At 62.5% G+C, this 25,246-nt stretch carries 29 protein-coding genes; 15 read left to right on the top strand and 14 right to left on the bottom strand.

The window, feature by feature from the left end:
* Positions 1–50: 50 nt before the first annotated feature.
* From ACX3P1_RS14320 to ACX3P1_RS14305, 4 genes are all read left to right on the top strand, one after another.
* Entirely contained in the window at positions 51–1,049 is a 999-nt protein-coding gene (locus ACX3P1_RS14320; protein WP_459080259.1) for an ABC transporter ATP-binding protein, read from the top strand.
* Positions 1,046–2,011, top strand: coding sequence for an ABC transporter permease (locus tag ACX3P1_RS14315; RefSeq protein WP_459080258.1), 966 nt, complete (start codon positions 1,046–1,048; stop codon positions 2,009–2,011). The genes ACX3P1_RS14320 and ACX3P1_RS14315 overlap by 4 nt, the downstream gene beginning before the upstream one ends.
* Positions 2,001–2,816, top strand: a complete 816-nt coding sequence (locus tag ACX3P1_RS14310) for an ABC transporter permease (protein ID WP_459080257.1) — start codon at positions 2,001–2,003, stop codon at positions 2,814–2,816. Before ACX3P1_RS14315 ends, ACX3P1_RS14310 begins: the two co-directional genes overlap by 11 nt.
* Positions 2,817–2,954: 138 nt before the next feature.
* Complete coding sequence (locus ACX3P1_RS14305) at positions 2,955–4,382, top strand: gamma-aminobutyraldehyde dehydrogenase (protein ID WP_459080256.1); 1,428 nt, start codon at positions 2,955–2,957, stop codon at positions 4,380–4,382.
* 12 nt (positions 4,383–4,394) lie between these two features.
* On the opposite strand, the gene ACX3P1_RS14300 is transcribed toward ACX3P1_RS14305, so the two are convergent.
* Positions 4,395–5,354: a cation diffusion facilitator family transporter gene (locus ACX3P1_RS14300; RefSeq protein ID WP_459080255.1), complete on the bottom strand. Its 960-nt coding sequence runs from the start codon at positions 5,352–5,354 to the stop codon at positions 4,395–4,397.
* 9 nt (positions 5,355–5,363) lie between these two features.
* On the opposite strand from ACX3P1_RS14300, the gene ACX3P1_RS14295 reads away from it, so the two are divergent.
* Together ACX3P1_RS14295 and sugE are read left to right on the top strand one after the other, a co-directional pair.
* Positions 5,364–5,621 (top strand): hypothetical protein, encoded by a 258-nt coding sequence (locus tag ACX3P1_RS14295; protein WP_459080384.1) that lies wholly within the window; start codon positions 5,364–5,366, stop codon positions 5,619–5,621.
* 186 nt (positions 5,622–5,807) lie between these two features.
* Positions 5,808–6,122, top strand: coding sequence for a quaternary ammonium compound efflux SMR transporter SugE (gene sugE, locus ACX3P1_RS14290; protein ID WP_459080254.1), 315 nt, complete (start codon positions 5,808–5,810; stop codon positions 6,120–6,122).
* A 281-nt stretch (positions 6,123–6,403) separates the two neighbouring features.
* On the opposite strand, the gene ACX3P1_RS14285 is transcribed toward sugE, so the two are convergent.
* Entirely contained in the window at positions 6,404–6,832 is a 429-nt protein-coding gene (locus ACX3P1_RS14285) for a DUF6481 family protein (protein WP_459080253.1), read from the bottom strand.
* A 200-nt stretch (positions 6,833–7,032) separates the two neighbouring features.
* Positions 7,033–8,289, bottom strand: a complete 1,257-nt coding sequence (locus ACX3P1_RS14280) for a DNA recombination protein RmuC (RefSeq protein ID WP_459080252.1) — start codon at positions 8,287–8,289, stop codon at positions 7,033–7,035.
* Between the two features lie 100 nt (positions 8,290–8,389).
* Between ACX3P1_RS14280 and def the strand changes: the two genes are divergently transcribed.
* From def to truA, 4 genes are read left to right on the top strand one after another with little or no spacing between them, the layout of a single operon-like run.
* Positions 8,390–8,920, top strand: a complete 531-nt coding sequence (def, locus tag ACX3P1_RS14275) for a peptide deformylase (protein ID WP_459080251.1) — start codon at positions 8,390–8,392, stop codon at positions 8,918–8,920.
* Between the two features lie 2 nt (positions 8,921–8,922).
* Positions 8,923–9,858, top strand: coding sequence for a methionyl-tRNA formyltransferase (fmt, locus tag ACX3P1_RS14270; protein WP_459080250.1), 936 nt, complete (start codon positions 8,923–8,925; stop codon positions 9,856–9,858).
* The gene (locus ACX3P1_RS14265) at positions 9,855–10,361 is read left to right on the top strand and encodes a GNAT family N-acetyltransferase (RefSeq protein ID WP_459080249.1); all 507 of its coding nucleotides are present in this window, start codon (positions 9,855–9,857) and stop codon (positions 10,359–10,361) included. The genes fmt and ACX3P1_RS14265 overlap by 4 nt, the downstream gene beginning before the upstream one ends.
* A gap of 15 nt (positions 10,362–10,376) precedes the next feature.
* Positions 10,377–11,132 carry a tRNA pseudouridine(38-40) synthase TruA gene (truA, locus tag ACX3P1_RS14260; RefSeq protein ID WP_459080248.1) on the top strand — a complete coding sequence of 252 codons (756 nt, stop codon included), beginning with the start codon at positions 10,377–10,379 and terminating at the stop codon, positions 11,130–11,132.
* Here truA and ACX3P1_RS14255 read toward each other — a convergent pair.
* The 4 genes from ACX3P1_RS14255 to dapD form a co-directional block, all read right to left on the bottom strand.
* Positions 11,129–11,728, bottom strand: coding sequence for a transporter (locus tag ACX3P1_RS14255; protein WP_459080374.1), 600 nt, complete (start codon positions 11,726–11,728; stop codon positions 11,129–11,131). The two genes, truA and ACX3P1_RS14255, sit on opposite strands and share 4 nt — an antisense overlap.
* A gap of 14 nt (positions 11,729–11,742) precedes the next feature.
* Complete coding sequence (gene dapE, locus ACX3P1_RS14250) at positions 11,743–12,936, bottom strand: succinyl-diaminopimelate desuccinylase (protein ID WP_459080247.1); 1,194 nt, start codon at positions 12,934–12,936, stop codon at positions 11,743–11,745.
* 69 nt (positions 12,937–13,005) lie between these two features.
* Positions 13,006–13,377, bottom strand: a complete 372-nt coding sequence (locus tag ACX3P1_RS14245; RefSeq protein WP_459080246.1) for a DUF805 domain-containing protein — start codon at positions 13,375–13,377, stop codon at positions 13,006–13,008.
* A gap of 104 nt (positions 13,378–13,481) precedes the next feature.
* A complete protein-coding gene (dapD, locus tag ACX3P1_RS14240) occupies positions 13,482–14,336 on the bottom strand; it encodes a 2,3,4,5-tetrahydropyridine-2,6-dicarboxylate N-succinyltransferase (protein WP_459080245.1) in 855 nt (284 codons plus the stop codon).
* A gap of 144 nt (positions 14,337–14,480) precedes the next feature.
* On the opposite strand from dapD, the gene ACX3P1_RS14235 reads away from it, so the two are divergent.
* Positions 14,481–15,347, top strand: coding sequence for an LOG family protein (locus ACX3P1_RS14235; RefSeq protein ID WP_459080244.1), 867 nt, complete (start codon positions 14,481–14,483; stop codon positions 15,345–15,347).
* A gap of 6 nt (positions 15,348–15,353) precedes the next feature.
* Here ACX3P1_RS14235 and ACX3P1_RS14230 read toward each other — a convergent pair whose 3' ends face one another.
* Entirely contained in the window at positions 15,354–16,076 is a 723-nt protein-coding gene (locus ACX3P1_RS14230; protein ID WP_459080243.1) for a pyrimidine 5'-nucleotidase, read from the bottom strand.
* Between the two features lie 59 nt (positions 16,077–16,135).
* Positions 16,136–16,879: a sulfite exporter TauE/SafE family protein gene (locus ACX3P1_RS14225; RefSeq protein WP_459080242.1), complete on the bottom strand. Its 744-nt coding sequence runs from the start codon at positions 16,877–16,879 to the stop codon at positions 16,136–16,138.
* Positions 16,880–17,255: 376 nt separating this feature from the next.
* Here ACX3P1_RS14225 and ACX3P1_RS14220 point away from each other — a divergent pair, with 376 nt between their 5' ends.
* Positions 17,256–18,482 (top strand): O-antigen ligase family protein, encoded by a 1,227-nt coding sequence (locus ACX3P1_RS14220; RefSeq protein WP_459080241.1) that lies wholly within the window; start codon positions 17,256–17,258, stop codon positions 18,480–18,482.
* Here the strand turns inward: ACX3P1_RS14220 and ACX3P1_RS14215 are convergent.
* Positions 18,472–19,236, bottom strand: coding sequence for a glycosyltransferase family 25 protein (locus tag ACX3P1_RS14215; RefSeq protein ID WP_459080240.1), 765 nt, complete (start codon positions 19,234–19,236; stop codon positions 18,472–18,474). The genes ACX3P1_RS14220 and ACX3P1_RS14215 overlap by 11 nt on opposite strands.
* 99 nt (positions 19,237–19,335) lie before the next feature.
* The gene (locus ACX3P1_RS14210; RefSeq protein WP_459080239.1) at positions 19,336–19,671 is read right to left on the bottom strand and encodes a ribbon-helix-helix domain-containing protein; all 336 of its coding nucleotides are present in this window, start codon (positions 19,669–19,671) and stop codon (positions 19,336–19,338) included.
* A gap of 215 nt (positions 19,672–19,886) precedes the next feature.
* Here ACX3P1_RS14210 and ACX3P1_RS14205 point away from each other — a divergent pair, with 215 nt between their 5' ends.
* The 3 genes from ACX3P1_RS14205 to ACX3P1_RS14195 all read left to right on the top strand — a co-directional run bounded on the left by ACX3P1_RS14205 (position 19,887) and on the right by ACX3P1_RS14195 (position 22,514).
* Positions 19,887–20,282 (top strand): VOC family protein, encoded by a 396-nt coding sequence (locus ACX3P1_RS14205; protein WP_459080238.1) that lies wholly within the window; start codon positions 19,887–19,889, stop codon positions 20,280–20,282.
* Positions 20,283–20,349: 67 nt separating this feature from the next.
* Entirely contained in the window at positions 20,350–20,898 is a 549-nt protein-coding gene (locus ACX3P1_RS14200) for a twin-arginine translocation signal domain-containing protein (protein ID WP_459080237.1), read from the top strand.
* A 44-nt stretch (positions 20,899–20,942) separates the two neighbouring features.
* Complete coding sequence (locus ACX3P1_RS14195) at positions 20,943–22,514, top strand: GMC family oxidoreductase (RefSeq protein WP_459080236.1); 1,572 nt, start codon at positions 20,943–20,945, stop codon at positions 22,512–22,514.
* Between the two features lie 84 nt (positions 22,515–22,598).
* Here the strand turns inward: ACX3P1_RS14195 and ACX3P1_RS14190 are convergent, their stop codons facing one another.
* From ACX3P1_RS14190 to ACX3P1_RS14180, 3 genes are read right to left on the bottom strand one after another with little or no spacing between them, the layout of a single operon-like run.
* Positions 22,599–23,390: an ABC transporter ATP-binding protein gene (locus ACX3P1_RS14190; RefSeq protein WP_459080235.1), complete on the bottom strand. Its 792-nt coding sequence runs from the start codon at positions 23,388–23,390 to the stop codon at positions 22,599–22,601.
* Positions 23,387–24,388 (bottom strand): FecCD family ABC transporter permease, encoded by a 1,002-nt coding sequence (locus ACX3P1_RS14185; RefSeq protein WP_459080234.1) that lies wholly within the window; start codon positions 24,386–24,388, stop codon positions 23,387–23,389. Before ACX3P1_RS14185 ends, ACX3P1_RS14190 begins: the two co-directional genes overlap by 4 nt.
* Positions 24,385–25,245 carry an ABC transporter substrate-binding protein gene (locus ACX3P1_RS14180; RefSeq protein WP_459080233.1) on the bottom strand — a complete coding sequence of 287 codons (861 nt, stop codon included), beginning with the start codon at positions 25,243–25,245 and terminating at the stop codon, positions 24,385–24,387. Before ACX3P1_RS14180 ends, ACX3P1_RS14185 begins: the two co-directional genes overlap by 4 nt.
* Position 25,246: the final 1 nt, after the last annotated feature.

Genomic DNA, 25,246 nt, shown 5'->3' with positions numbered 1-25,246 from the left:
TGTTCGCTGCATCAAATCCTACAGCGTTGAATCGGTAGAAAACTGAACCCATGACCGCAGCCGTATCCTTCCGACAAGTCTCTCGCCATTTCGGCAGCGTGCGCGCCGTCGATGCGGTCGACCTCGACGTCGCGCCCGGCGAGTTCTTCGCCATGCTCGGGCCGTCTGGCTCCGGCAAGACCACCTGCCTGCGCCTGATCGCCGGCTTCGAGCAGCCGACCGCCGGCTCGATCTCGATCTTCGGCGAGCGTGCCGAAGGCGTCCCGCCTTACCGGCGCAACGTCAACACAGTGTTTCAGGATTACGCCCTGTTTCCGCATCTGAGCGTGCTCGACAACGTCGCCTACGGGCTGATGGTCAAGGGTGTCGGCAAGGCGGAGCGTCACAAGGCGGCCGAGGACACCTTGGCGCTTGTCCAGCTTCCCGGCTACGGTGCGCGCCGCCCCGGCCAGCTTTCCGGTGGTCAGCGCCAGCGCGTGGCGCTCGCCCGTGCCCTGGTCAACCAGCCCAAGGTGCTGCTGCTGGACGAACCGCTCGGCGCGCTTGATCTCAAGCTGCGGGAAAACATGCAGGAGGAGCTGAAGGCGCTGCAAAAGGCGCTCGGCATCACTTTCGTCTTCGTCACCCACGACCAGGGCGAGGCGCTGTCCATGGCCGACCGCGTCGCCGTCTTCAACGACGGCAAAATCATGCAGGTCGGCTCTCCGGAAGACATTTATCAACGCCCGGCGACGCGCTTCGTCGCCGATTTCGTCGGCTCGTCCAACGTCCTGCCACCGGATTTCGTCAAGCGCTGGTCGGGCCAGCATCGCTGGGGCAGCCTCAGGCCGGAATCCATCCGCATTGCCCGCACGTCAACGGGCGACGGCGTGCCCGCGCGTCTCATTTCCACCAACTATCTCGGCGCCACCACCAAGCTTCTGCTCGATGTCGAAGGGTTGCAACTGCACGCCACGGTGCCCGCCGGCGCCGCCTTGCCGGAAGCGGGCGAGGCGGTGATGCTCACTTTCAACCGCGAGCATTTGCACCTGATGGATGAGGCGTCATGACCGCCGCCACCATCCCCCCAAACGCCGCGTCCGCCGTTCTGCCCGGCAGCGGTGGCATGCGCGGCGCTCTGTCTGACCTTTTCTGGCGCAGGCCGAAATTTTTGCTGATGCTGATGCTGTTGCCGCCGGTGCTGTGGCTGGGCATCGTCTATATCGGGTCGCTCATTGCACTCCTGGCGCAAAGCTTTTTTTCCATCGACGAGTTTTCCGGCCTCATCAACTACCAGTTCACGCTGAAGACCTATGGCGACCTGTTCCGGCCAGCCAATCTCGACATCATTTTGCGCACGGTGACGATGGCTGCCTGCGTCACCCTTGCTTCGATCGTGGTCGCGTTCCCCATCGCCTACTACGCGGCACGCTATGCGCAAGGCCGCTGGAAGGTATTGTTCTATCTTGGCGTCATGCTGCCGCTGTGGTCGAGCTATCTGGTGAAAATCTACGCCTGGAAGCTCATCCTCGCCAAGGAAGGCATTTTGACCTGGGTGCTGGCAAAGCTGCATGTTCTGTGGGTGCTCGACGCCTGGCTGTCGCTGCCCATCGTCGGCGGAAACTCGCTGTCGGTGTCCTTCACCGGCACCTTCATCGTCTTCGTCTATGTCTGGCTGCCCTTCATGATCCTGCCGATGCAGGCGGCACTGGAGCGCGTACCCCGCAATCTGGTAGAGGCATCTTCCGACCTCGGCGCATCGCCCGGCCAGACCTTCCGCAACGTTTTGTTTCCCCTTGCGTTGCCCGGCATCGTCGCCGGCTCCATCTTCACCTTCTCGCTGACGCTCGGTGACTACATCATCCCGCAGATCATCGGCACGTCGCGCCTGTTCATCGGTCAGGCGGTCTATGCCCAGCAGGGCACCGCCGGCAACATTCCGCTCGCCGCCGCCTTCACCGTGGTGCCCATCGTCATCATGGGTTTCTATCTGTGGGGCGCCAAGCGCTTGGGGGCCTTCGATGCGCTCTGACCGTTCTCAACGCACGCCGCTTGGCCTGAAAATCGCCGCCGGTTGCGGGCTTTCGTTCCTGCACCTGCCGATCCTGCTGATCTTCGTCTATGCCTTCACCACCGAGGAAAAGAGTTTTGCGTGGCCGCCGCCCGGCCTGACGACGCAATGGTTCGCCGTTACCTGGAACCGGCCTGACGTATGGCAGGCGCTGTCGCTGTCGGTGCGGGTGGCCAGCATTTCGACGCTGATCGCGCTGGTGCTCGGCACGCTCTGCTCCGCCGCCGTCAGCCGTACCAAATTCTTCGGTCGCGAAACGATTTCGCTGCTGGTCATCCTGCCGATCGCGCTGCCCGGCATCATCACCGGCATCGCGTTGCGCTCGGCCTTTTCGCTGGCCGAGATCCCGTTCTCGTTCTGGACGATCGTGCTCGGCCACGCCACCTTCTGCGTTGTCGTGGTCTACAACAACGCCGTCGCCCGCTTCCGGCGCACTTCCGGTTCGATGATCGAGGCGTCGATGGATCTCGGCGCGGACGGTTTCCAGACCTTTCGCCATGTCGTGCTGCCCAATATCGCGACGGCGCTTCTTGCCGGCGGCATGCTTGCCTTCGCGCTGTCCTTTGACGAGGTCATCGTCACCACCTTCACCGCCGGCCAGCAGCAGACGCTGCCGATCTGGATGCTGGAGGAACTGATCCGCCCGCGCCAGCGCCCGGTCACCAATGTCGTCGCCATGGTCGTGGTGCTGGTGACGCTGCTGCCGATCCTTGCCGCCTATTACCTGACCCGCGACGGCGACCAGATCGCCGGTTCGGGCAAATGAAACGAGAAGGTGCATCCTTCAAGGCTCGGCTATCGCCTCACGCCTCAGGATGAGGAAGGCAGCACCAACTCCCTCATCCTGAGGTGCCCGCGAAGCGGGCCTCGAAGGACGCACTGGATCACCGTAGGAGGAAGATAAATGGACACCGAGATGCTGATTGGCTCGAAGTTCGAGAAGGGCACGGAATCCGAGGAGGCCGTCCTCAATCCGAAGACCGGCGAAACCATTTTCAACCTGCCGGAAGCCGGCCCCGCTCAGATCGAGGCGGCGGTGGCCGCCGCCGAAAAGGCGTTCGTCACCTGGTCGCGCACCACGCCGGCGCAGCGCTCGGGCTACCTGTTGAAGATCGCCGACCGCATCGAAGCGGAGGCGGAAGGATTTGCAGCCCTTGAAGCGCTGAATTGCGGCAAGCCGATCAACGCCGTTCTCAACGACGAAATCCCGGCTATTGTCGATTGCTGGCGCTTCTTTGCCGGCGCGGTGCGCTCCATGCCCGGCGTCGTTGCCGGCGAATACATCCCCGGCCACACCTCGATGGTGCGCCGCGACCCGATCGGCATCGTCGCCTCCATCGCGCCGTGGAACTACCCTCTGATGATGATGGCGTGGAAACTGGCGCCAGCGATTGCCGGAGGCAACACGGTCGTCTTCAAGCCTTCGGAACAGACGCCGCTGACGGCGCTGAAGCTGGCCAGGATTTTTGCCGAAGTTTTGCCCGAAGGCGTGGTCAGTGTCGTTCTCGGCCGTGGCGAAAGCGTCGGCAGCCCGCTGATCAACCACCCGAAGGTCAACATGATCTCGATCACCGGTGATGTCGCCACCGGCAAGAAGGTGCTTCAGGCGGCCGCGAAATCGGTCAAGCGCACGCATCTGGAACTGGGCGGCAAGGCACCTGTCATTGTCTTCGACGATGCCGATCTTGATGCCGTGGTCAGCGGCCTGCGCGCCTTCGGCTACTACAATGCCGGGCAGGACTGCACCGCCGCCTGCCGCATCTATGCCGGTAAGAAGATTTACGACAAGCTCGTCGCCGACCTGTCGTCGGCGGTCTCGACCATCAAATACAATCGGCCCGACGACACGGAAAACGAGATCGGCCCGCTGATCTCGATGCGCCAGCGCGACCGCGTCGCAAGCTTCGTCGAGCGCGCCTCGGAACTGAAGCACATCGAAATCACCACCGGCGGCAAGCCGGGCGACGGCTCCGGCTTCTTCTACCAGCCGACCGTGGTTGCCGGTGCTCTGCAGGAAGACGAGATCGTGCGCCGTGAGGTGTTCGGGCCGGTCGTCTCCGTCACGCGCTTTTCGGACACGGACGAGGCGGTCAACTGGGCCAATGACAGCGACTATGGGCTCGCTTCCTCTATCTGGACCAAGGACGTCTCGCGCGCCATGGCGACCGCTGCCCGGCTGCAATATGGCTGCACCTGGATCAACACGCACTTCATGCTGACCAACGAGATGCCGCATGGCGGGCTGAAACAGTCCGGCTACGGCAAGGATATGTCGCTCTATGCGCTGGAGGATTATACGGCCGTCCGCCACGTCATGGTCGCGCATGGGTAAGTCCATGTAGCCTCACTCGCTCGCGTCGTCCTCCGCGATCACCTGCCGGCGTTGTTCCCAGGTGCCGGCGGTCTGCGGCTTGACGAACAGGCTGGTGATCTCCGGCACGTCCGCCTTGAGCCGGGCTTCCAGCCGCTCCACGCACGCCTCGATCTCGGGCGCGGCAAGGCGGTCCTCGAACTCGATGCTGAGGCCGGCGACGATCTCCTGCGGCCCCATATGCACGGTGAGAACGCCGTTGGCCCGCTGCACGGCGGGGTCCTGCTGGACGATTTTCAGGATCTTTTTCTGCATGGCTGGTGATGCGGGCTCGCCCATCAACAGGCTCTTGCTTTCGCGGGCGAGGAAGATCGCGGTTGCACCGAGAATGAGCGCGATCCCTATCGAGGCGACGCCGTCTAGTTCCGGCATGTCCAGCAGTTCGGCGGCCAGGATGCCGGCGAAGGCGACGACAAGGCCGAGAAGCGCCGCACTGTCCTCGAACAGGATGGTGTAGACGCTGGGGTCCTTGCTCACATGAACGGCCTTGAACCAGCCGAGCTTGCCCTTGGTCTTGTGGAATTCCTTCAGTGCGATCCACCATGTACTGCCTTCGAACAGGAAGGACAGACCGAGCACAATATAGTTCACCTTGGGATTGGAGACCGGTTCGGGCGTCATGATGTGGGTGACGCCTTCGTAGAAAGAGACCCCCGCACCCAGCGCGAAAACCAGAAGTGCTACGATAAAGCTCCAGAAATAGAGCTCGCGGCCGTGACCGAGCGGATGCATGCGGTCTGCGGGCCGGGCTGCGCGGTGCATGCCATAGAGCAGCAGGCCGCCATTGCCGGTGTCGACCAGCGAGTGCACGCCTTCCGAAAGCATCGCCGAACTGCCGGTAAAGAAAGCGGCGGCGAATTTTGTCAGCGCGATGGCCAGATTGCCCACAAGCGCCGCGTAGATAACGACTTTTGACCCGCTATGTGCCGCCATTGTCACTCCATGAAAGCAGATCAACGCTACATAGTGCCGCCGCTGGAAGCGCCCAGTTTTTCATCGCTCGGCTTTTCATGGGCCTTGCGGACGCGTCAAACTATTGGTTCTATCCAATCTAGCCAACCGCAGGAGCGAATCATGGCCAAAGGTGCGATGAAGGCAGGCAAGGAAGCCCGCAAACCGAAGAAGGATGCCAAGAAGCCGGCGCCAGAACCGGCGCTGAAAGCGCCGCCGGTCAAGGCGACGCGGCTGAAGGACAAATAGCGCACGATCCACCGCCCAGGGAACGGGTTGTCGGCGGCGATTTTCGCTATCCTGAACTAGTCGAGATTTCGATCGTGCGTCGGCGCTGGTGCGACTGCCGATCCGATTTGCTATTCCTGCAGGGACGACCCTGCGGTCTTATGAACAGTCAGCCGGGACGACCCGCCAAATCGACGGAGTTCTTCGATGGCGTGGACCATTCTGCTTATTGCCGGCCTGTTTGAAATCGGCTGGGCAATCGGCTTGAAATACACGGACGGTTTTACCCGACCGCTGCCGACGTTCCTTACCGTAGTATCGATGATTATCAGCATGGCCATGCTCGGCCTCGCGCTGAAGACGCTGCCGGTCGGAACGGGCTATGCCGTGTGGACCGGGGTCGGCACCGTGGGAACGGCACTGCTCGGCATCTGGCTGCTGGGCGAGCCGGCGACTGCAATCAGGCTTGGCTGCATCGCGCTGATCGTTTGCGGCATCCTTGGGTTGAAACTGGCGGCCTGACGTTTTCACAGAGCATCGGAACAACCGAATACCGGACCAGGTTTTTCGGTCCGATGCTCTTGAAACATGTGAAGCCAAAAATCGGCGGCTACAACGCGTCACACCTGAATGGGACCATGCGGTGCGTTTCAAGCCCTTGTTTTGATGCATGTCGTTGCCCCGAAACCGGTTCCCACTTTCAGGCGACATGCATTGAAAATCGGCGAAACGCCAAAAACCGGCATTGCCGCGAGGGCATGCCGGTTTTTCAATTTGGATGCTTACGGCCGGAGCCGGATGCGTCAGCGCGCCGTAAAGCCTGGAGGCGTCCGCCCGCCACGCTGCTTGCGCGCTGCGTAGCGTGCATCGCGCTTGGCCTTGCGTTCCGCGTCGTCCGACAGGAGGCGAGCGATACGCTCGGTCTCTTCTGCCTCGCGAAGCTTGGCTTCGGCCTGCGCTTCTTCTTCCGCAGCGATCCGCGCCGTTTCCGCCGCAGCCTCGCGTTCGGCTTTCTCTGCCGCCTCGCGTGCCAGTTTTTCCTGCTTCAGCCTTGCCTTTTCGGCTTCGCGTATCGTGCGGGCTTCCAAAATGGCCTTGCGTTCCGCCTGCCGCGCCAGCACTGCGGGATCATCCGCCGCCGGTTTTGCCTTGAAGCGCTCCAGAAGCGCCTTTTTTGCCTCGTTTGCAGCATTACGCCGCTCGAAAACGTCTTTTTCCCTATAGATAGCCAAGTCCACTTCCTTGAAGTCAATTCGCGTCGCTTACATACGCGCGGAATGCGAGAATTCAAGCGACAATACCGCATAACTGGCATGAAATTCCGGGGTGTTGCCGTGAAAATACACCCTTTTTCGGGTTGAATCGGGCGCGGAACGGCCAGACTCGCACATTCGGGCACCCCTTGGGCGGCCGCACTTGATCCTTGGACGGGTCAGTCTTCGCCCTCGACCACTCTCAGGCGAAGCTGCCCGGTCTTCGAATCGGCGGCCCGCATGGCCGGCTTGGGCGGCGGCGCGTCGGTATCCTCCTTCGCGTCATCGGGCGGAGTGCCGAATTCCAGCGCCTCGATCTTCTGGCCGCGCTTCGTAACCTTCGACGTCGAGACCAGAATGTCCTCGATATCCCTGGCGGACTGGCCGAAATGCGTTTGCAGCTTGCGCACGCGCTCGTCGACGCGCGCCACATCCTCCATCAGCCGGATTACCTCGCCCTGGATCAGATGCGCCTGTTCGCGCATCCGCGCATCCTTGAGGATCGCCTGGATGACCTGGATCGACAGCATCAGCAGCGAGGGCGAGACGATGACGATGCGGGCACGGTGCGCCTTGTGGACGATGGCCTCGAAATTCTCGTGGATCTCGGCAAAGACCGATTCCGAGGGTACGAACATGAAGGCCGTGTCCTGCGTCTCGCCCTGGATCAGGTATTTTTCCGAAATATCGCGAACATGCACTTCGATGTCGCGCCGGAACGCCTGCGCCGCGACCTTCTGCAGGTCCGGACCGTCGGCCGCGCGAATGGCGTTCCACGCTTCCAGCGGAAATTTCGCGTCGATGGCGAGCGCCGGCGCGCCGTTCGGCATTTTTATCAGGCAATCGGGCCGGCTGCCGTTGGACAGCGTCGCCTGGAACTCGAACGACCCCATCGGCAGGCCGTCGGCGACGATCGCCTCCATGCGCGATTGTCCGAACGCGCCGCGCGTCTGCTTGTTGGACAGGATCGCCTGCAACTGCACCACCTGGCCGGCCAGCGACTGGATGTTGTTTTGCGCGGTATCGATGACGGCAAGCCGCTCCTGCAACCGGGCAAGGCTCTCATGGGTGGATTTCGTCTGTTCGGTCATCGTTTGGCCGAGCCGCCCGGTCATGGCGTCCAGACGTTGCCCGATGGATTGTGTCAGTTCGGCCTGGCGTGCGCCAAATACGTCGGCGATGGCCCCCATGCGCCCCTGCATCTCGGCCTGGGATTGCAGGATGCCGGCCATGCGGGCTTCCGCGTCGCGGGCGTGCTCGGCAGCCTCAGCGGCCGCAGCCGCACGCGCCTTGGCCGAGCGCCACAGGGCGATCACAAGCGCCGCAAGTAGAAGAAAAAATACGACGCCGCCAAAAACCAGCATCTGGCCAAGCGTAATCGTCGTCGCGCCGAGCCGGATTATCGGTTCGGAAAAGGCAGCACTTGTCTCATTCATGGGGACAGCATAGCCGATTCGACCGATCGCGTCAGATCAAAACGTGAACAATAAGCTTGCGGGCGTTGACGCTGTTTGTGTGAGGTCTTAGGTGAGGCGAATGTCGATAAAGCCGCTCATCATCCTGCCCGATCCGGTCCTGCGTCAGGTTTCCAAACCCGTCGAACGGGTCGACGCGCCGTTGCGCAAACTGGCCGACGATATGCTGGAGACGATGTACGACGCGCCGGGCATCGGCCTTGCGGCAATCCAGGTGGGCGAGCCGCTGCGCGTGCTGGTCATCGACCTCGCCAAGGAAGGCGACGACCCCGCGCCGCACGTCTTCATCAACCCCGAAATTCTGGCTCGCACCGACGACCGCTCGGTCTACGAAGAGGGTTGTTTGTCGATCCCGGATTATTACGCCGAGGTCGAGCGCCCGGCGTCGGTGCGGGTGAAATATCTCGACCGCAGTGGCGCCAGCCAGGAGATCGAGGCGGAAGGCTTGATGGCGACCTGCCTGCAGCATGAGATCGACCACCTCGACGGCGTCCTGTTCATCGACCATATTTCCAAGCTCAAGCGCGATATTGTCATCCGCCGGTTCAAGAAGATCGCCAAGGAACAGCAACCGGGCAAGCTGAGGGCATAAAAATGCCGCTCCGCATCGTCTTCATGGGCACGCCGGATTTCTCCGTGCCGACGCTCCGTGCGCTGGCGCAGGCCGGGCATGAGATCGTCGCCGTCTATACGCAGCCGCCGCGCGCAGCGGGCCGCCGCGGGCTGGAATTGAAGCCGTCGCCCATCCAGCGCGAAGCCGAGCGGTTGGGGCTGGAGGTGCGAACGCCGACATCGCTGAAGGCCGAGGCCGAGCAGGCGGCTTTTCATGCCTTGAATGCCGACCTTGGCGTGGTCGTCGCCTACGGGCTGCTCTTGCCGCAGGCAATCCTCGATGCGCCGCGCCTTGGTTGCCTCAATGGGCATGCCTCGCTTTTGCCGCGCTGGCGCGGTGCCGCCCCCATCCAGCGCGCCATCATGGCTGGCGACACGGAAACCGGCATGATGGTAATGAAGATGGAGGCCGGCCTGGATACCGGACCGGTGGCGATGGTCGACAAGGTCGCGATCGGCCCGGACATGACCGCCAGCGCGCTGCACGACGCCTTGATGGATCGCGCCGCAGGGTTGATGGCCGAGGCGGTGGCGCGGCTGGAAGCGGGCGAACTCGGCTTTGCGCCTCAAGCGGCCGAAGGGGTGACCTACGCCAGAAAGATCGATAAAGCGGAAACCCGCGTCAATTGGACGCTTCCGGCCGATGAGGTCCACAACCATATTCGCGGCCTGTCGCAATTTCCCGGCGCGTGGTGCGAAGTGGAAATCGGCGGCCGCATGGAGCGGCTGAAATTGCTGCGTTCGGGGCTTGCCGAAGGCACTGGCGAGCCGGGGTGCCTGCTGGACGATCAGTTGACTGTCGCCTGTGGCATAGGTTCCGTCCGGCTGGTCGAAGTGCAACGGGCAGGAAGCCGGGCCGTTGCCGCATCGGAGTTCCGGCGCGGCACACGAATGGAAAAAGGAATGAAATTGTCATGAGCATGATGTCGATACGGGCGGCAACGCCGCGCGACCGCGACCAGATCCGGCTCGTCGAGGAAAACGCGTTCGGCCAGCAGGCGGAAGCCGGACTGGTCGATGCCCTGATCTCCAGCGGCGACGCCGTCGTCGAACTGGTCGCGGAAGAAGACGGCCAGGTCGTCGGCCACATCCTGTTTTCGCGGCTGTTCGTACAGAATGGCGGCAAGAAGTTTGCCGCCGTGGCGCTTGCGCCGCTGGCGGTCGATCACTCGTTCCACGGCACCGGCATCGGCGGCGCGCTGGTCCGCGAGGCGCATATCCGGCTGAAAGCCGCCGGCGAGCAGCTTTCCATCGTGCTGGGCGATCCGGCCTATTACGGCCGCTTCGGCTATTCCCATGCACGCGCGGCAGCGTTCGAGAGCCCGTATCAGGGGCCGGCATTGCAGGCGCTGGCATGGGGCGAAGCGCCGGAAATCGGCCTGCTCGTCTATGCCACGGCCTTCGAATCGCTGGCCGCCTGATCCTGTTGCCGGGGGATGCCGCGCTTTCGCCTCGACATCGAATATGACGGCGCGGCCTATGCCGGCTGGCAGCGGCAGGCCGACCAGCCCTCGGTACAGCAGGCGATAGAGACCGCGATCCTGAAATTCAGCGGTGACGCCATCGCGTTGCGCGGCGCTGGCCGCACCGATGCCGGCGTCCATGCCACCGGGCAGGTGGCGCATGCCGACCTGACGAAAGACTGGACCGGCGACAAGGTGCGCGATGCCGTCAACGCGCATTTGCAGATGGCAGGCGAACGGGTTTCCATCCTGAAGGCTACCCCGGTTTCCGATGAATTCGACGCCCGCTTTTCGGCGCTTGGCCGTCATTACTTTTACCGCATCCTCAATCGGCGCGCGCCAGCAGCGCTCGAAATGGGCAAGGTGTGGTGGGTGCCGAAGCCGCTCGACGCGGCTGCCATGCACGAGGCCGCCAAAGTGCTGCTCGGGCGGCATGATTTCACCACCTTCCGCTCGACCCAATGCCAGGCCAAAAGCCCGGTTCGGACGCTGGAGCGTCTGGAAGTTACGCGCAGCGGCGATGTCATCGAAATTCGCGCATCGGCGCGCTCGTTCCTGCACAACCAGGTGCGCTCGATTGCCGGATCACTGAAGCGGGTCGGCGACGGCGCTTGGACGGCCGACAGGCTGAAGGCGGCGCTCGACGCGCGCGACCGTGCCGCCTGCGGACAGGTTGCGCCGCCGGATGGGCTTTTTCTGACGAAGGTCGACTATCCGGAAATGCTTTAGGCGGTTTCCGGCACGGTGATGCCGAGCATCGCCTGCAGCGCAAACACCACCACGAGCGAAATCACGAACATGCCGACGAAAACGGCGGTGCCGATGGCTGCACCCTTGCCGACCACGGCGTTGGTCATGCGCCAGGTAAGAACCATCGACAGCAGAAAGCAGAACAGCGATAAGAAACCGGCGGTCGGGTCGCTGGCGGGAAGAAACAGCCGGATAAGCGCTGGGGGCAGCATCAGCCACGCGATGATGGCGGAAGCCCAGTTGCTGGCCACCACATAAGCGACAAAACGTTCACCGATGCCGGCGCGCGGCGCGACCAGGGCAAGGCCGATCAGCGGCAGTACCCAGGCGCCGAAATCTACCGCCGCCAGGCCAAACAGCATTGCGAGGCGCCCGGCAAAGACATCCGGGTCGCCGATTTCATTGGCGATGCCGACCCAGCCGACGATAAGGGCAGGCACGGCGAAAACCATCGCATAGAAGGAATTCCAGAAGCCGTCGGCGGAAAGGTCGAGCAGGCGCAGGCCGTCAGGCTTGCCCAGCATCAATCGCCAGGCGCCCGTGAGCGAAGCCTGTGTTTCATCCGCCGAGAGCAGCATCGACTTGTCCCTCAGCCTTGCTTGAACCAGTCTTCGAGAAAACGCTCATAGATTTGGGTCAGTTGCTCGAGATCGGCAAGGGCAACCCGCTCGTCCACCATATGCATGGTCTTGCCGACCAGCCCGAATTCGACCACGGGACAATAGTCCTTGATGAAACGGGCGTCGGAGGTGCCGCCGGATGTGGACAGGGCAGGGGTTTTACCGGTCACCGCGTTGATGGAGCCGCTCAGTGTCTGGACCAGTTTGTCGTCGCGCGTCAAAAAGACATGGCTCGGCCGGTCGCGCCAGACCAGTTCGTAGTCCACGGGCTCGCTTCGCCCGGCGCGATACTTCTTGCGCCGCGCCGCCCGATCGAGCCGGTTGTGAATTTCCGCCTGGATAGTTTCGGCGTTCCAGGTGTCGTTGGAGCGGATATTGAAGGTGGCCGTCGCCTTGGCGGGAATGACGTTCGTGGCCGTGTTGCCGACATCGATGGTGGTGATTTCCAGGTTGGTCGGCTGGAAATCCTTCGTGCCCTTGTCGAAGACCGGCAAAAGCAGCGCGTCGATCAAGCTCATCAGGCCCCGAACCGGATTGTCGGCCAAGTGCGGATAGGCGACATGACCCTGGCGGCCGTTGACGGTGATGGTGCCGGACAGCGACCCCCGCCGGCCGATCTTGATGCCATCGCCCAGCGTGTCCGGGTTGGTCGGTTCGCCGACGATGGCCGCATCCCAGGTCTCGCCCTTGGCTGCTGCCCAGTCGAGCAGCTTGGTGGTGCCGTTGATGGCCGGTCCTTCCTCGTCGCCGGTAATCAGCAGCGAGATCGAGCCTTTCGGCCCGCCGTGCTTTTCGACATGGCGCGCGACTGCGGCGATGAAACAGGCAATGCCGCCCTTCATGTCGACCGCCCCGCGGCCATACATTTCGCCATTGGCAATTTCGGCGGAAAAGGGCGGGTGCGTCCACGCTGTCTCGTCGCCGACCGGCACAACGTCGGTATGGCCGGCAAACATCAGATGCGGCCCGTTGCCGGAGCGGCGGGCGTAGAGGTTTTCGACGGAAGGCGTGCCGTCCTCGGAAAAGACCGGGCGCTCGACCGCAAAGCCGAGCGGCTCCAGCATGGCTTGGAGCACCGATAACGCCCCGCCTTCGGCAGGGGTGACGGAGGGGCAGCGGATCAGGGCTGCAAGGTTTTCAGCGGGATCGAGAGGCATCATCATGGCGCCAAGCGATAGTCGAAAGCCGGCGGCCTGTCATCAGCCGACCTTTGCGCCAGAGGCCTCTGAGGCTCAATCCGGCGCGTTGGTCTGGCGGCCATAGCGATTGGCTTCGGGATCGCCCGGAAACAGGCAGAGCACGAACAAGGCGATGAACGAGACGATCGGCACGAACAGCAACAGCGCCGCCAATCCCGGCTTGCCGAAATCGTGCAACCGCTTCACGGCCAGCGCGATGTTCGACCAGAGCGAGCCAAGGAAGGCGACCATGAAAAGGGCGGCCCAGATTTCGCTCGCGGTCGTGCCTTCCGGCGTCAGGGTGAAGCGATAGAGCGGGAATACCTGGGCCAGCGCGATCAGCAGCCCGCCAAGGAAATAGACCATCCGGCTGACGCGGCCCGATGTCCTGAAGAACAGCCAGATGAGTTCCGATTTTCCGGGCAAGGCATTCCATTCCGTAGTGGCTGGGGCTTGAAGGCCCAAAGGGAGGCCGAAGGAGGGCGGCGGGTCTGACTGCCGCCCTTAGAGGTGCGCGTTTCAGCGCGAAATCAGTCCCGCAGCAATTCGTTGATCGAGGTCTTGGAGCGTGTCTTTGCATCGACCCGCTTGACGATGACCGCGCAATAGAGGTTCGGGCCGGGTTCGCCATTGGGGAGCGGCTTGCCAGGCAGGGATCCCGCGACGACGACGGAATTGGCCGGGACTTCGCCATAAAATACCTCGCCGGTGGCGCGGTCGATGATCTTGGTCGATTGGCCGATGAAGACGCCCATGCCGAGCACGGAGCCTTCGCGAACGATGCAGCCTTCGACCACCTCGGAGCGCGCGCCGATGAAGCAATTATCCTCGATGATGGTCGGCCCGGACTGCATCGGCTCCAACACGCCGCCGATGCCGACGCCGCCCGACAGGTGCACGTTCTTGCCGATCTGCGCGCAGGAACCGACCGAGGCCCAGGTGTCGACCATGGTGCCGCTATCGACATAGGAACCGACATTGACGAAGGACGGCATCAAAACGACGCCCGGCGCCACATAGGCCGAACGCCGCACGACCGCCGGCGGCACGGCGCGGAAGCCGGCCTTTTCGAAGTCGACCGCGCCCCAGTCGTCGAATTTCGACGGCACCTTGTCCCACCACACGGCCTGGCCGGGGCCGCCGCCGATAATATCCATCGGGCTGAGCCGGAAGGACAAGAGGACGGCTTTCTTCAGCCACTGGTTGACATGCCATGTGCCGTCGGCCTGGCGTTCCGCAACGCGGGCGGTTCCCTTGTCGAGCAAGTTCAGAGCCGACTCGATGGCCTCGCGGACTTCGCCGCGTGTGTCGGTGGAAATGCCGTCGCGCGCCTCGAACGCCTTGTCGATGGTCTTTTCGAGACTGGCTAGATCGGGCTTCGGCATGCGGGCGGCTCCATTTCCATGCTGTTAAGGGCTGGCCCTTAACCTGTTCCAAAATCGCGCGGACCCTATGTTAAGGTCCGGGGTCGGTCAATCAGCACGGCGCCGTGGCGTGCGCCGAACAGGCAGCATTTGGGGATTTTGGGCATGAACACCGAGGAAAAAGCGAGCTGGACGCCGCTTCCGCATTCGGACGAGGATCTGGAGCGGGCAAAAAGCGTGCCCGATACGCCGCAGACGCGCGCGCCGACCTATCGCCTGGCCTGGAACGACGAGGATTTCATGACGCGGCGCGAATTGCGCGCCGTGCGGCTGCAACTCGAATTGCTGAAGCCGGAGATGATCCTGGCCGAACGCGGCATCCGCTCGACGGTGATCCTGTTCGGCGGCGCGCGCATTCCCGAACCCGGCGGCGATGCATGGGCGGCGAAGAATGAGACGCAGCGGAAAAACCTCGAAGAAAACAGCAAATATTACGAGGAGGCGCGCAAATTCGCTCGCCTGTGCTCGCAGCAATCGGCCACCTCCTACTACCGCGAATTCGTGGTGGTGACGGGCGGCGGTCCCGGCGTGATGGAGGCGGGCAATCGCGGCGCCGCCGACGTGGGTGCGCCCTCCATCGGCCTCAACATCGTGTTGCCGCACGAACAGGCGCCCAACATCTATGTGACGCCGGAGCTATGCTTCAATTTCCACTATTTCGCGATCCGCAAGATGCACTTCGTCATGCGCGCAAAGGCGGTTGCCGTATTCCCCGGCGGTTTCGGCACCATGGACGAATTCTTCGAGACGCTGACGCTGATCCAGACCGGCCGCATGGAGCGCGTCCCGGTGATCCTATTCGGCAAGGCGTTCTGGAGTCGCGCGCTCGATCTCGATTTCCTGGCCGAGCAAGGCACGATCACGCCCGGCGACCAGGACATCATCGACTATGTCGATACCGCCGACGAAGCATGGGACATCGTCAGAAGATTCTACAAGCTGGGAATAGGGAATAGGGAAGCTATTCCCTGATATGAATTATCTTGTCCCTACTCCCGCATTCGCACTTACGATCGCGTTCAGGAAACTCGGCAGATCGTCGGTAACGAAATCGACATCGTCCTCATGGGCGGGATCGCTTTCCCATATTTCGGAAAAAGTCGGCTCGAAATTGTTCGGCACGACCAGCACGGTCGTCATCCCCAGCGCTTTCGGCACCGAAAGATTGCGCGCGAGATCCTCGAACATCGCCGTGGCCTGACCGGTGACGGCGTGGAGTTCGACGAATTTCTCATAGGTCTGGCGCGCCGGCTTCGGCGTCAGCCCGGCGGCGACGATGTCGAAGATGGCATCGAAATTGTCGAGGATGCCGAGCTGGCGCGCGGCGCGTTCGGCATGGCGGCGGTCGCCATTGGTGAAAATGAACTTGCGGCCCGGCAGTTGATGGATTGCCGTTCCCAGCACCGGATCCGGCACCAGCCACGAATAATCGATGTCGTGGACCTTCTCCAGGAAATCGTCCGGGTCGATGCCATGCAACTCCATCAGCCCGTTCAGCGTGGTGCCGTACTTCAGGTACAGTTCCTTTTGCAGCTTGCGCGCATCCTCGCGCGGAAGCGCCAGCAGCTCCGCCACATAGGCCGTCATCCGCACATCGATCTGCGAGAACAGGTTCGAATGGTGCGGATAAAGCGTGTTGTCGAGATCGAATACCCAATCGGTGACATGGGCGAAGCGGGTAGGGTCGGGCAGGTTTGTCATGCGGCCCTTATGCCATGGATTGGGGTTTGGAGAAGGGGCAATTCGCAAACTTTAGCGCCTCAGGTGAGGCCGTCGTAGATCAGCTTGATCGAGATGACCGCGAGAACGATCTTCACCGCGCGGAAGAAGAGAAGATCGGGGATGATTCTCGTCGCGTGCGCGCCGACATAGGCGCCCACTATGGATACCGGTAGCAGCCACAATGTAATTCGCGTGTTGTTAGCCGATAGCTCGCCAAGCGCCCAGTAGGGCAGGAGCTTTGCGACATTGATGACCGCGAAGAGAATTGTCGAGGTGCCCGCAAAGACCAGCTTTTCAAGCTTTTGCGGCAGCACATAGACCTGAAACGGCCCGCCGCCGGAATGCGCGACGAAACTGCTGAGGCCCGAGAGCGTGCCCCAAATCAGGCCAGGCGCGACCGCAGCCTTGCTGGGCGCCCGATCCGGTTTTGCGAGAAAACTGCTGACGCAATAGAAAAGCCCGACCGCGCCGACCAGCAGCATGACGTGGTCGCTCGATACGAATTCGGCCGTCAGCCAGCCGAAAAACACGCCGGCAAGCCCGGCCGGAATGAGGATCGTCAGATTGCGCCGGCTGAAATGCCGCCGGTACAGCCATAGGCCGATCAGGTCCGAACCCACATAAATCGGCAACAGCATGCCGGCGGCCACGACCGGCGAAATCGACAGGGTCAACAAGGGAACTGCGAGCGAACCGACCACCGGCAGCCCGCCTTTCGAAAGCCCTACGGAGAATGCGGCCAGGACTGCCAGAGAGACAAAGAACGGATCGGAGAGGCTCATTCATTTCCTTGTCAAACGAAGTCCATCGATATCAAGGCTTTGCACGCGCGCCGGCGAGGCGGCAAGACAAGTCAGGGACTGTCCACGCTCAAATTCGACGCAACGTTTAGGTACCTGCGACCCTGTCGGCGCTTGACTGGGCGGCCGTGGTTGGCGAGGAAGCCGTCTTAGAGAATATGACCCGGTGAGAAGTGCGCATCAGCTTTGAGAAATGTAAGATCTGTGTCAACACAGCGAAGCGCGCTGCGGGCGTCCAGTCGGGGCGTCGTGGCAGACAGACGTCGGCGTTGAGGACGAATAGACCTTCATTCATCGGGCGTTGCGTATGAACAGCGAAGAGACCCCTTCACGGACCGCGGTCGGGAAACTGCATCGCATGTTCTTATGGCGGCGGGCCATCGATCCGGTTCTTCTATCAATCGCCATCGCCTGCATCCCGGTCAAGCTGGGTCTGGATATTCTTATCCTCGGCCTGATCCTCTGCGGCGGCATCTTCCTGATAATCCTGCGACACCGGTCGATGCGCCTGATCGATCCCTACTACGCGCTGGCGGCGCTGGCCTATTCGCTCGTAGCCCTGGCGATCGGCCTTTATCATGGTGAGTTCGCGGCAGACATACGCTGGATCACCTTGTCCTTGTACTTCGCGCTCGGCATTCCCCTGTTCACCGGCTTCGCCCTGATTCGTGACCCGTTGCGGCAAATGGCGATCGGTGCGCGGGTCGGCCTCATCGTGACCCTGGTGGTGGCCATTTTCGAAGGCTTGAACGGCCAGGTTCGAATCGGTCTCGGCGGCAATGCCGCCAATGCGGCCTTCGTTATCTGCATGATGGCCGTGATGGCGCGATTCCAGGTGAGCGAAGCGCCGCGCTATCTGCCCAATAGCCGGCTGTGGTTTTATCTGGCGCTGGTTCCGGAGTTGATGACGGGAACGAGGAGCGTGCTGCCGATTTTTGTTTTCGCCGCGCTGATCGACGTCGTCGAACTGCGCGAGGTTATTCTCGTGAAGGTGCGTGAAGCGGGTGCCCGGCGGTTGATCGGCTTCAGTCTGGCCGGCCTGGTCGCGCTTTCTGCGGTAGCCTACCAGACAAGCGATATCGTCATGGAGCGCGCCGTCTATACGGCAAAGGAAGTCGACAGTCTGGTGCTTCCCGCCGACAAGGACGTCACCGGTATCGGAATACGCATAACGCTTTGGAAAGGCGCGATAAAAATCTTCCAGGAACACCCATTGCTGGGGCTGGGCGGCGAGGAAAGCATGCGCCAGATAAAACAGGGAATACCCGAAGCCCAGCGCGGGATCTACGCCCTCTACAGCCATGTTCATTTCTTCGTGCTCGATGAGCTGCGCACCAGAGGGCTGGTTGGTCTTGTTTTCCTGATTGGCCTTTTTGCGGTCGCCTTCACGCGGATCTTCGGCATCAAGGATCACGACATCCGGGTCAATGCGCTCATTTTCCTGGGGTTCCTGCTGTTCTACGGATCGTTGCACGGGCTATTGCTGGGCGACAGGAATGTCGCCGTGACCATTCTGCTCTTGACGGCGCTGCTTGCCAGGCGCCGGAAGGACGAGATCGGCTGCCGCGCGGCTCTCAGGAAATAGCTGGACGGACCAAGGCGCCGACGAAGCGTTTTGCATAATCGGCAGCCCTGAAGAATGCCGCCGGAATTCTCATCGGCAACGCAAGTTTCGTGGCCTTGTACACCGATCTTCCGCCTATCGTGGTCGTGCGTTGATCGGCTTCCGACACGAGGAACCGGCGTGTCTCGAAGACGGGGACGCCATGGCTCCAGTCTCTTTCCAGCGCAACATCGTAGGGCAAAAACATCGGCAACAGGCGCTGCCGCAAGCGTTGCGCGGCTTGCCTGCTTACCACATAGGCCATCGACGACCCCAGCGGCCCGTGCAGGCAAGAGCCGATCTCGTCGCCTGCCGCCGTGGTTGCCTTGCGGCGAAATCCCTTGAGGCGGTGGTTGTAGAGCTTGACCACGCCAAGCCGATTGCCGCCTGTTTGCCTGTCCAGCTTCGCGATGGAATCCGTGCGCGCGACGAAATCGTCGGCAAGCAAGGCATCGTCTTCCAGGATGATCGCATAGGGGTGGCCTCCCGCCACGATCATGTCCATGGCGCGCAGATGGCTCATGTAGCAGCCATATTCGGCGGCAAGCGCTGTCCGGCCATGGCAGAGGCGAAACCGGGTTTCGCTGAACCCTTCCAGCGCCGATCTGTCCAGGAGGCGGCCGTCTATGGCCGGGACGCGGGTGATGGCCAGGCCAAGCTGCTCCGCTCTCGCGGAGAGGGTGGTCCAGCGGTCGACCGAACTGTCGAGGTTGATGACAAAAATGGGCAGCGGCATCGAGTCAAGTTCTCCGGCCTCGGCAACAGCATCGGACCGCAGGCTTTGCATTCTTTTCGTCAAGCAATCCCCGGCGGCGATGGCCAGGCTCGAGCGCGGCTATGCGTCGTGGTGAAGCGCCAGGCTGTTGATCGCGGCTTTTTGCCTGAGCGCCGTCAATTCCTCCATGCATGGGCGAAGCCCCCGCAGGTAAAGCGCGCAGGTCGTACGCAGCATCGACGCGAAATTCTGGATTTCGCCATTGATGTCGATAGCCTCGTCATACAGCTTGGAAATGAATTTCGGCGTGCTCAGGTTCTGGCTTTCGGCAATCTCGTCGAGCAATTCCCAGAAGGTGGCCTCCAACTGAATACTGGTCGAATGGCCGTCAATGCGGATCGAGCGATTGATCTGCCGATAGCCGTCCGGGTCCTGGCCAGCAAAAACCTTGCACATCTCGAAACCTCCTGGTCGCCTTTGATCGTGGGAAGGATAGTGCTCGCCCGGCGGTCACAATCGCTCCAATAGCATTCTTCATTCAAAAAGACGGAAACGGCAACCCGGCTTTCGCCCTTCTGGCGCCGCGGCAATTTGCGCGTGGTAACGGGCTGCCACCATCTTTGCTGCGGTAACGCCATAATCGCTCCCGAACGACGAAGCGGAGTTTCGATTTGGCGAAGGCGATCCACACCATGATCCGGGTTCTCGATGAGGCCCGATCCACCGATTTCTACCAGAAGGCGTTCGGCCTCTCCGTGGCCGAGCGGCTTGATTTCGACACCTTTACGCTGATTTATCTCTCCAATGACGAAGTGGCATTCGAGGTCGAGTTGACCGTCAACAAGGGCCGCACCGAGCCTTATGCGCTTGGCGACGGCTACGGGCATCTTGCGGTTTCGGTGAACGATCTCGATGGCGAGCATGACCGGTTGGGTGCGCTCGGGTTCAACCCGAAGAACATTGTCGAGTTCAAGAACGACGGCGTCCTGCTCGCCCGCTTCTTCTTCATCGAAGACCCCGATGGCTACAAGATCGAGGTCGTGCAGCGTCACGGTCGCTTCAAATAGGAGAAATGCTCGCAAGCCGAGCCAGCAACGGCGCCGATAGCGCCCATAGCAAGCCAGGGAGGAAAATATGGTCACGATTTACGATGGAAAGCCGAAGTCTTCGGACGGAAAAGGGCTTTCGCGCCGCGATTTGCTGAAACGCGGTGGCGTCGGCGCGCTGCTGGTGATTTCCGGCAGCGCCGTCATCAGCCCCGAGCATGCCTGGGGGCTTGAAACCTCAGCGCTCAAGCCGGAAACCATGGCGACGCTGATCCAGATGGCGCGCGACATCTATCCGCACGACCAGGTTGCGGACAAATATTATGCCATCGCCGTCAAGGGCCATGACGAGCAGGCCGGCAAGGATCCGGCCCACAAGGATCTCATTGAAAACGGCATAACCGACCTTGACCAGAAGGCGGGCGAGGGCGGCTATACCGGCCTTGGCTGGGAAGAGCAGCGCATCGCCGTGCTGAAGCAGATCGAGACGACGCCGTTCTTCCAGGCGATTCGCGGCGGGTTGGTCGTCGGTCTCTACAACCAGAAGGAAATCTGGCCGATCTTCGGCTACGAGGGCGAGTCCTATTCGAAGGGCGGCTACATCGAGCGCGGCTTCGACGACATCGAGTGGCTCTGAGCCCTTTTCCGCATCACAAGAATTAGCACTCATGGGAGGAATCCATGGCAGCACCATTTGATCTGAATAACGACGACGTGGTCGTCATCGTAGGCTCGGGCGCCGGCGGCGGTACGCTGGGCAATGAACTGGCCCAGAAGGGCATCGACGTCGTCATCCTCGAGGCCGGCGCGCGTCACGAATATGAGGACTTCATCAACGACGAATGGGATTCGTTTGCGCAACTCGCCTGGACCGACAAGCGCACGACTTCCGGCAGTTGGCGGGTGGCGAAGGACTTTCCCAACCTGCCGGCCTGGATCGTCAAGGCGGTCGGCGGCTCGACCGTGCACTGGGCGGGCGCGTCGCTACGCTTTCAGGAGCATGAGTTCAAGACGCTCACCAACTATGGCAAGCTGGAAGGGGCGAACCTGCTCGACTGGCCGATCACGCTGGCCGAACTCGAACCCTACTACGCCAGGGCCGAGGACAAGATGGGCGTCACGCGCACCAATGGCATTGCCGGCCTGCCGGGCAACAACAATTTCAAGATAATGAAGGCTGGAGCCGACAAGCTCGGCTACAAGGAATGTCACACCGGCAACATGGCGATCAATTCCGAAGAGCGCGACGGCCGCATGGCCTGCCAGCAGACCGGCTTTTGCTTCCAGGGCTGCAAATGGGGCGCAAAATGGTCGACGCTCTATACGGAAATTCCCAAGGGCGAAGCCACCGGCCATCTCGAAGTCCGGCCGAACGCGATGGTCATCAAGATCAATCACGACGCCAGCGGCAAGGTCACCGGCGTGGTCTATGCCGATAAGGACGGCAAGCAGCACGAGCAGAAGGCACGCATCGTCGCCGTTGCCGGCAACTCGATAGAAAGCCCGCGCCTGCTGCTCAATTCGCAATCGAGCCAGTTCCCCGACGGCCTCGCCAATTCGTCCGGGCAAGTGGGCAAGAACTACATGCGCCACACCACGGGGTCGGTCTATGCGATCTTCGACAAGCCGGTGCATATGTATCGCGGCACCACCATGGCCGGCATCATCCGCGACGAGGCGCGGCACGATTCCTCGCGCGGCTTCGTTGGCGGCTACGAGCTTGAAACGGTGTCGATTGGCATACCGTTCACCGCGGCGTTTCTCGATCCGGGCGCCTGGGGGCGTTCCTTCACCACCGCAATCGACCATTACGACCACATGGCCGGCTTGTGGATCGTGGGCGAGGACATGGCTCGCGAGGAAAACCGCATCACGCTGCACGCCGACGAAAAGGATGCGCACGGCATGCCGATCGCCGACGTGCATTTCGACGACCATCCCAACGACACCGCCATGCGCAACCACGCCTACAAGCAGTCGATCGCGCTCTACGACGCGGTCGGCGCAACGCGCACCCTACCGACCCCGCCCTATCCTTCGACGCACAATCTGGGCACGAACCGGATGAGCGAGAAACCGCAGGACGGTGTCGTCAACAAACATGGACAGGCACACGACATCAAGAACCTGTTCGTGTCCGATGGCAGCCAGTTCACCTCGGGCGGCGCAGAAAATCCGACCCTGACCATCGTTAGCCTGGCGATCCGGCAGGCCGAATATATCGCCAAGGAGATGGCGGCCAAGAACATCTGAACATCACAGCGACAGCCCGCGCCACGACAAAAGAAGTGGCGCGGGCGGCCAATCCGCCTAGATGCCAAGACAAGCCGGAGCGCTTCAGCCGGGCTTGCGGTCGGCCGCGATAAGGTCGAGCGGCTGGATGATCGGCCGCTCTCCAGCTTCGCCGAAATAGGCTTCGACGCGGTAGACCGAGCGCAGCCTAGCTGCCGTCAAGACCTCGCGAGGCGGCCCGTCCGCGACCACGACGCCATTGTCGAGCAGGATCAGCCGCGAGCACCAGCGCGCGGCAAGGCCGAGATCGTGCATCGAGGCGACGACGCCGTTCCCCTCGCTGGCAAGCGTTGCGAAGGTTTTCATCAGCGCGATCTGGTGCGACGGATCGAGACCGGCGGCTGGCTCGTCGGCCAGCAGCAACGGCGCGTCCTGCGCCAAGGCGCGGGCAATCAGCACCCGCGCCTTTTCGCCGCCCGAAAGTTCCATTGCCGATCGATCGCGAAATCCGTCTATTTCCATGCGCCGCATGGCGCGCTCGACGATTGCCCTGTCAGCGCCATTGGCTGCCGCGAGGGCTGGCCGGTGTGCGAAGCGCCCGAGCGCCACGACCGTCTCGACCGATACCGGCCAGGCGATGTCGCGCTCCTGCGGCAGATAGGCGACGTGGCGTGCGCGCGCGCGCGCGCTCAAGGTGATTGCGTCGTGCCCGTTGACGGAAACGCTGCCCTGATGCGGAATGAAACCGAGGACGGTACGCAGCAGCGTCGATTTTCCCGCGCCGTTCGGCCCGATCAAGCCGACGAACTCGCCCGCGGCGACCTCGAACGACAGGTTTTTCAGCACCGGCTTGCCGCCCAGCGAGGCATGGAGGTCCTTGACCGAAAGCAGGCTCACAGCATCTGGCTCCGTGTCCGGTAAACCAGCCATAGGAAGAACGGCGCGCCGACGATGGCCGTCAGCACGCCGAGCTTGAGGTCCCGCTCCGGCGCGATGACGCGCACCAGCGTGTCGGCCGCCAGAAGCACGCAGGCGCCGCCAAGCGCGCTGGCCGGTAAAAGACGCGACGGCCGCGAGCCGACCAGCGGGCGCAGCATGTGCGGCACCACCAGCCCGACGAAGCCGATGACGCCGGCCACGGCCGTTGCCGCACCGACGCAAGCCGCCGTGCCGAACACGGCCAGGAACTGCACCCGGCGCATGTCGACACCCATGCTGGCGGCGGCATCGCCGCCCAGCGTCAGCGCATCGAGCGAGCGGCCAAGGCTTGCCAGCATCACCCAGCCCACCAGCATGAACGGCCCGGCCAGCCACACATGCGTCATCGAGCGGTCGGTCAGCGAGCCCAGCATCCAGAACATGATTTCAAGGGCCGCGAACGGGTTGGGTGACAAGTTCAGCGCAAGTGCTGTCATGGCGCTGGCGAGGCTCGATACGGCAATGCCGGCAAGGATGACGGTGAGCGCGCCACCGCGCAGGCCGGCCATCGCCTGCACCACCAGCACGGCTGCAACCGCACCCGCCAGCGCCGCCAGTGGCAGACCGAGCGGAAACAGGGCGGACAAGCCCGTATAGATCGCGATCACCGCGCCCAGCGACGCGGAGGCGCTGACGCCGAGCAGCGCCGGTTCGGCCAGCGGGTTGCGCAGCCAGCCTTGCAGCGCCGCCCCCGACAGGCCGAGCGTCACGCCGATCATCAGGCCCAGAATAGCGCGCGGCAGGCGGATTTCCTGCATGATCAGCGCGATGGTGCCGCCGTTCGTGGAAAACAGCGCCCGCATGCTGTCGCCGAACGCCACCGCCGCCGGCCCGACCGTCAGCGACAGGAAGAACAAAGCGAGCGTGAGCACGCCAAGGGCCGTCAGCACCAGCCGATAGCGCAGCCCATCGCTCATTGCGCGTCGCTGCCTTGGCCAAGCGCGGCGCGCTGGAGCATGCGCGAGGCTTCCAGCGTAAACGGCGCGCCGCAGATCGTGTATTTATCAGGTATGGGCACGACCCGGCCCGAAAGCGCGGTGAAGGCGGGGTGCGAAAAATTCTCCTTGGCCAGCACCGGCGCGCTGTACTGGCTGTCTCCCTCGATGATGATGTCCGGGTTGGCGAATATCAGAAGTTCCAGCGGCATCCGCGTCATGCCCTTGAAGCCGAGCGTCTCGCCCATATTGGTCAGCCCCGCCGCCTTGACGATGGCGTCGGCCAGCGTTCCCGAACCGGAAGTATAGCTGTTGGCGTAGTAGAAGGCGGCATTCTTGGCCGGCACCTTTTGCGCGGCAAGGTCGGCCAGGCCCTTGTCCAGTTCCGCGACCAGTTCGGCGGCGCGCTGTTCACGGCCAAGCAATGCGCCCATGCGGATCAGGCTTTCCCGCACGTCCTCGAAAGAGGAAGCCGGTTCGAATTGCTCGACCCGGAAGCCGAGTTCCTCGAGCAGGCCAACCGTTGCCTTGGCGGTGTAGGTGCCGGCCAGCACCAGGTCGGGCCGCATCAGGAATATCTCCTCGGCCTGCCCATGGTTGAGCCGGTAATGGGCGGCCTCGTCGACCATCATCGAGGTGCCCTTCTCGATAGCAAGGAAGGACACCGACCGAAGCTGGCCAGGCCCGGCCATCAGCATCGCCAACTGGTCGGTGCACAAATTGATCGAAACGACGCGCTGCGGCCCAGGTTCGGCGGCGACCGCCGCGGAGACAAGCGACATCATGACCGCCGCCAGGGCAGTTCCGAAAAGGCGGCACCGCGACGGGGAGGCGGTCATG

Source organism: Mesorhizobium sp. A623, from assembly GCF_054489405.1.
This window is presented reverse-complemented; position numbering and strand designations above follow the sequence as displayed.

What these genes read in the sequence shown, in the direction of transcription:
- ACX3P1_RS14320 (WP_459080259.1), top strand. Translation starts at nt 51, where the DNA reads ATGACCGCAGCCGTATCCTTCCGACAAGTCTCTCGCCATTTCGGCAGC.
- ACX3P1_RS14315 (WP_459080258.1), top strand. Translation starts at nt 1,046, where the DNA reads ATGACCGCCGCCACCATCCCCCCAAACGCCGCGTCCGCCGTTCTGCCC.
- ACX3P1_RS14310 (WP_459080257.1), top strand. Translation starts at nt 2,001, where the DNA reads ATGCGCTCTGACCGTTCTCAACGCACGCCGCTTGGCCTGAAAATCGCC.
- ACX3P1_RS14305 (WP_459080256.1), top strand. Translation starts at nt 2,955, where the DNA reads ATGGACACCGAGATGCTGATTGGCTCGAAGTTCGAGAAGGGCACGGAA.
- ACX3P1_RS14300 (WP_459080255.1), bottom strand. Translation starts at nt 5,354, where the DNA reads ATGGCGGCACATAGCGGGTCAAAAGTCGTTATCTACGCGGCGCTTGTG.
- ACX3P1_RS14295 (WP_459080384.1), top strand. Translation starts at nt 5,364, where the DNA reads ATGAAAGCAGATCAACGCTACATAGTGCCGCCGCTGGAAGCGCCCAGT.
- sugE (WP_459080254.1), top strand. Translation starts at nt 5,808, where the DNA reads ATGGCGTGGACCATTCTGCTTATTGCCGGCCTGTTTGAAATCGGCTGG.
- ACX3P1_RS14280 (WP_459080252.1), bottom strand. Translation starts at nt 8,289, where the DNA reads ATGAATGAGACAAGTGCTGCCTTTTCCGAACCGATAATCCGGCTCGGC.
- def (WP_459080251.1), top strand. Translation starts at nt 8,390, where the DNA reads ATGTCGATAAAGCCGCTCATCATCCTGCCCGATCCGGTCCTGCGTCAG.
- fmt (WP_459080250.1), top strand. Translation starts at nt 8,923, where the DNA reads ATGCCGCTCCGCATCGTCTTCATGGGCACGCCGGATTTCTCCGTGCCG.
- ACX3P1_RS14265 (WP_459080249.1), top strand. Translation starts at nt 9,855, where the DNA reads ATGAGCATGATGTCGATACGGGCGGCAACGCCGCGCGACCGCGACCAG.
- truA (WP_459080248.1), top strand. Translation starts at nt 10,377, where the DNA reads ATGCCGCGCTTTCGCCTCGACATCGAATATGACGGCGCGGCCTATGCC.
- dapE (WP_459080247.1), bottom strand. Translation starts at nt 12,936, where the DNA reads ATGATGATGCCTCTCGATCCCGCTGAAAACCTTGCAGCCCTGATCCGC.
- dapD (WP_459080245.1), bottom strand. Translation starts at nt 14,336, where the DNA reads ATGCCGAAGCCCGATCTAGCCAGTCTCGAAAAGACCATCGACAAGGCG.
- ACX3P1_RS14235 (WP_459080244.1), top strand. Translation starts at nt 14,481, where the DNA reads ATGAACACCGAGGAAAAAGCGAGCTGGACGCCGCTTCCGCATTCGGAC.
- ACX3P1_RS14230 (WP_459080243.1), bottom strand. Translation starts at nt 16,076, where the DNA reads ATGACAAACCTGCCCGACCCTACCCGCTTCGCCCATGTCACCGATTGG.
- ACX3P1_RS14225 (WP_459080242.1), bottom strand. Translation starts at nt 16,879, where the DNA reads ATGAGCCTCTCCGATCCGTTCTTTGTCTCTCTGGCAGTCCTGGCCGCA.
- ACX3P1_RS14220 (WP_459080241.1), top strand. Translation starts at nt 17,256, where the DNA reads ATGTTCTTATGGCGGCGGGCCATCGATCCGGTTCTTCTATCAATCGCC.
- ACX3P1_RS14215 (WP_459080240.1), bottom strand. Translation starts at nt 19,236, where the DNA reads ATGCCGCTGCCCATTTTTGTCATCAACCTCGACAGTTCGGTCGACCGC.
- ACX3P1_RS14210 (WP_459080239.1), bottom strand. Translation starts at nt 19,671, where the DNA reads ATGTGCAAGGTTTTTGCTGGCCAGGACCCGGACGGCTATCGGCAGATC.
- ACX3P1_RS14200 (WP_459080237.1), top strand. Translation starts at nt 20,350, where the DNA reads ATGGTCACGATTTACGATGGAAAGCCGAAGTCTTCGGACGGAAAAGGG.
- ACX3P1_RS14195 (WP_459080236.1), top strand. Translation starts at nt 20,943, where the DNA reads ATGGCAGCACCATTTGATCTGAATAACGACGACGTGGTCGTCATCGTA.
- ACX3P1_RS14185 (WP_459080234.1), bottom strand. Translation starts at nt 24,388, where the DNA reads ATGAGCGATGGGCTGCGCTATCGGCTGGTGCTGACGGCCCTTGGCGTG.
- ACX3P1_RS14180 (WP_459080233.1), bottom strand. Translation starts at nt 25,245, where the DNA reads ATGACCGCCTCCCCGTCGCGGTGCCGCCTTTTCGGAACTGCCCTGGCG.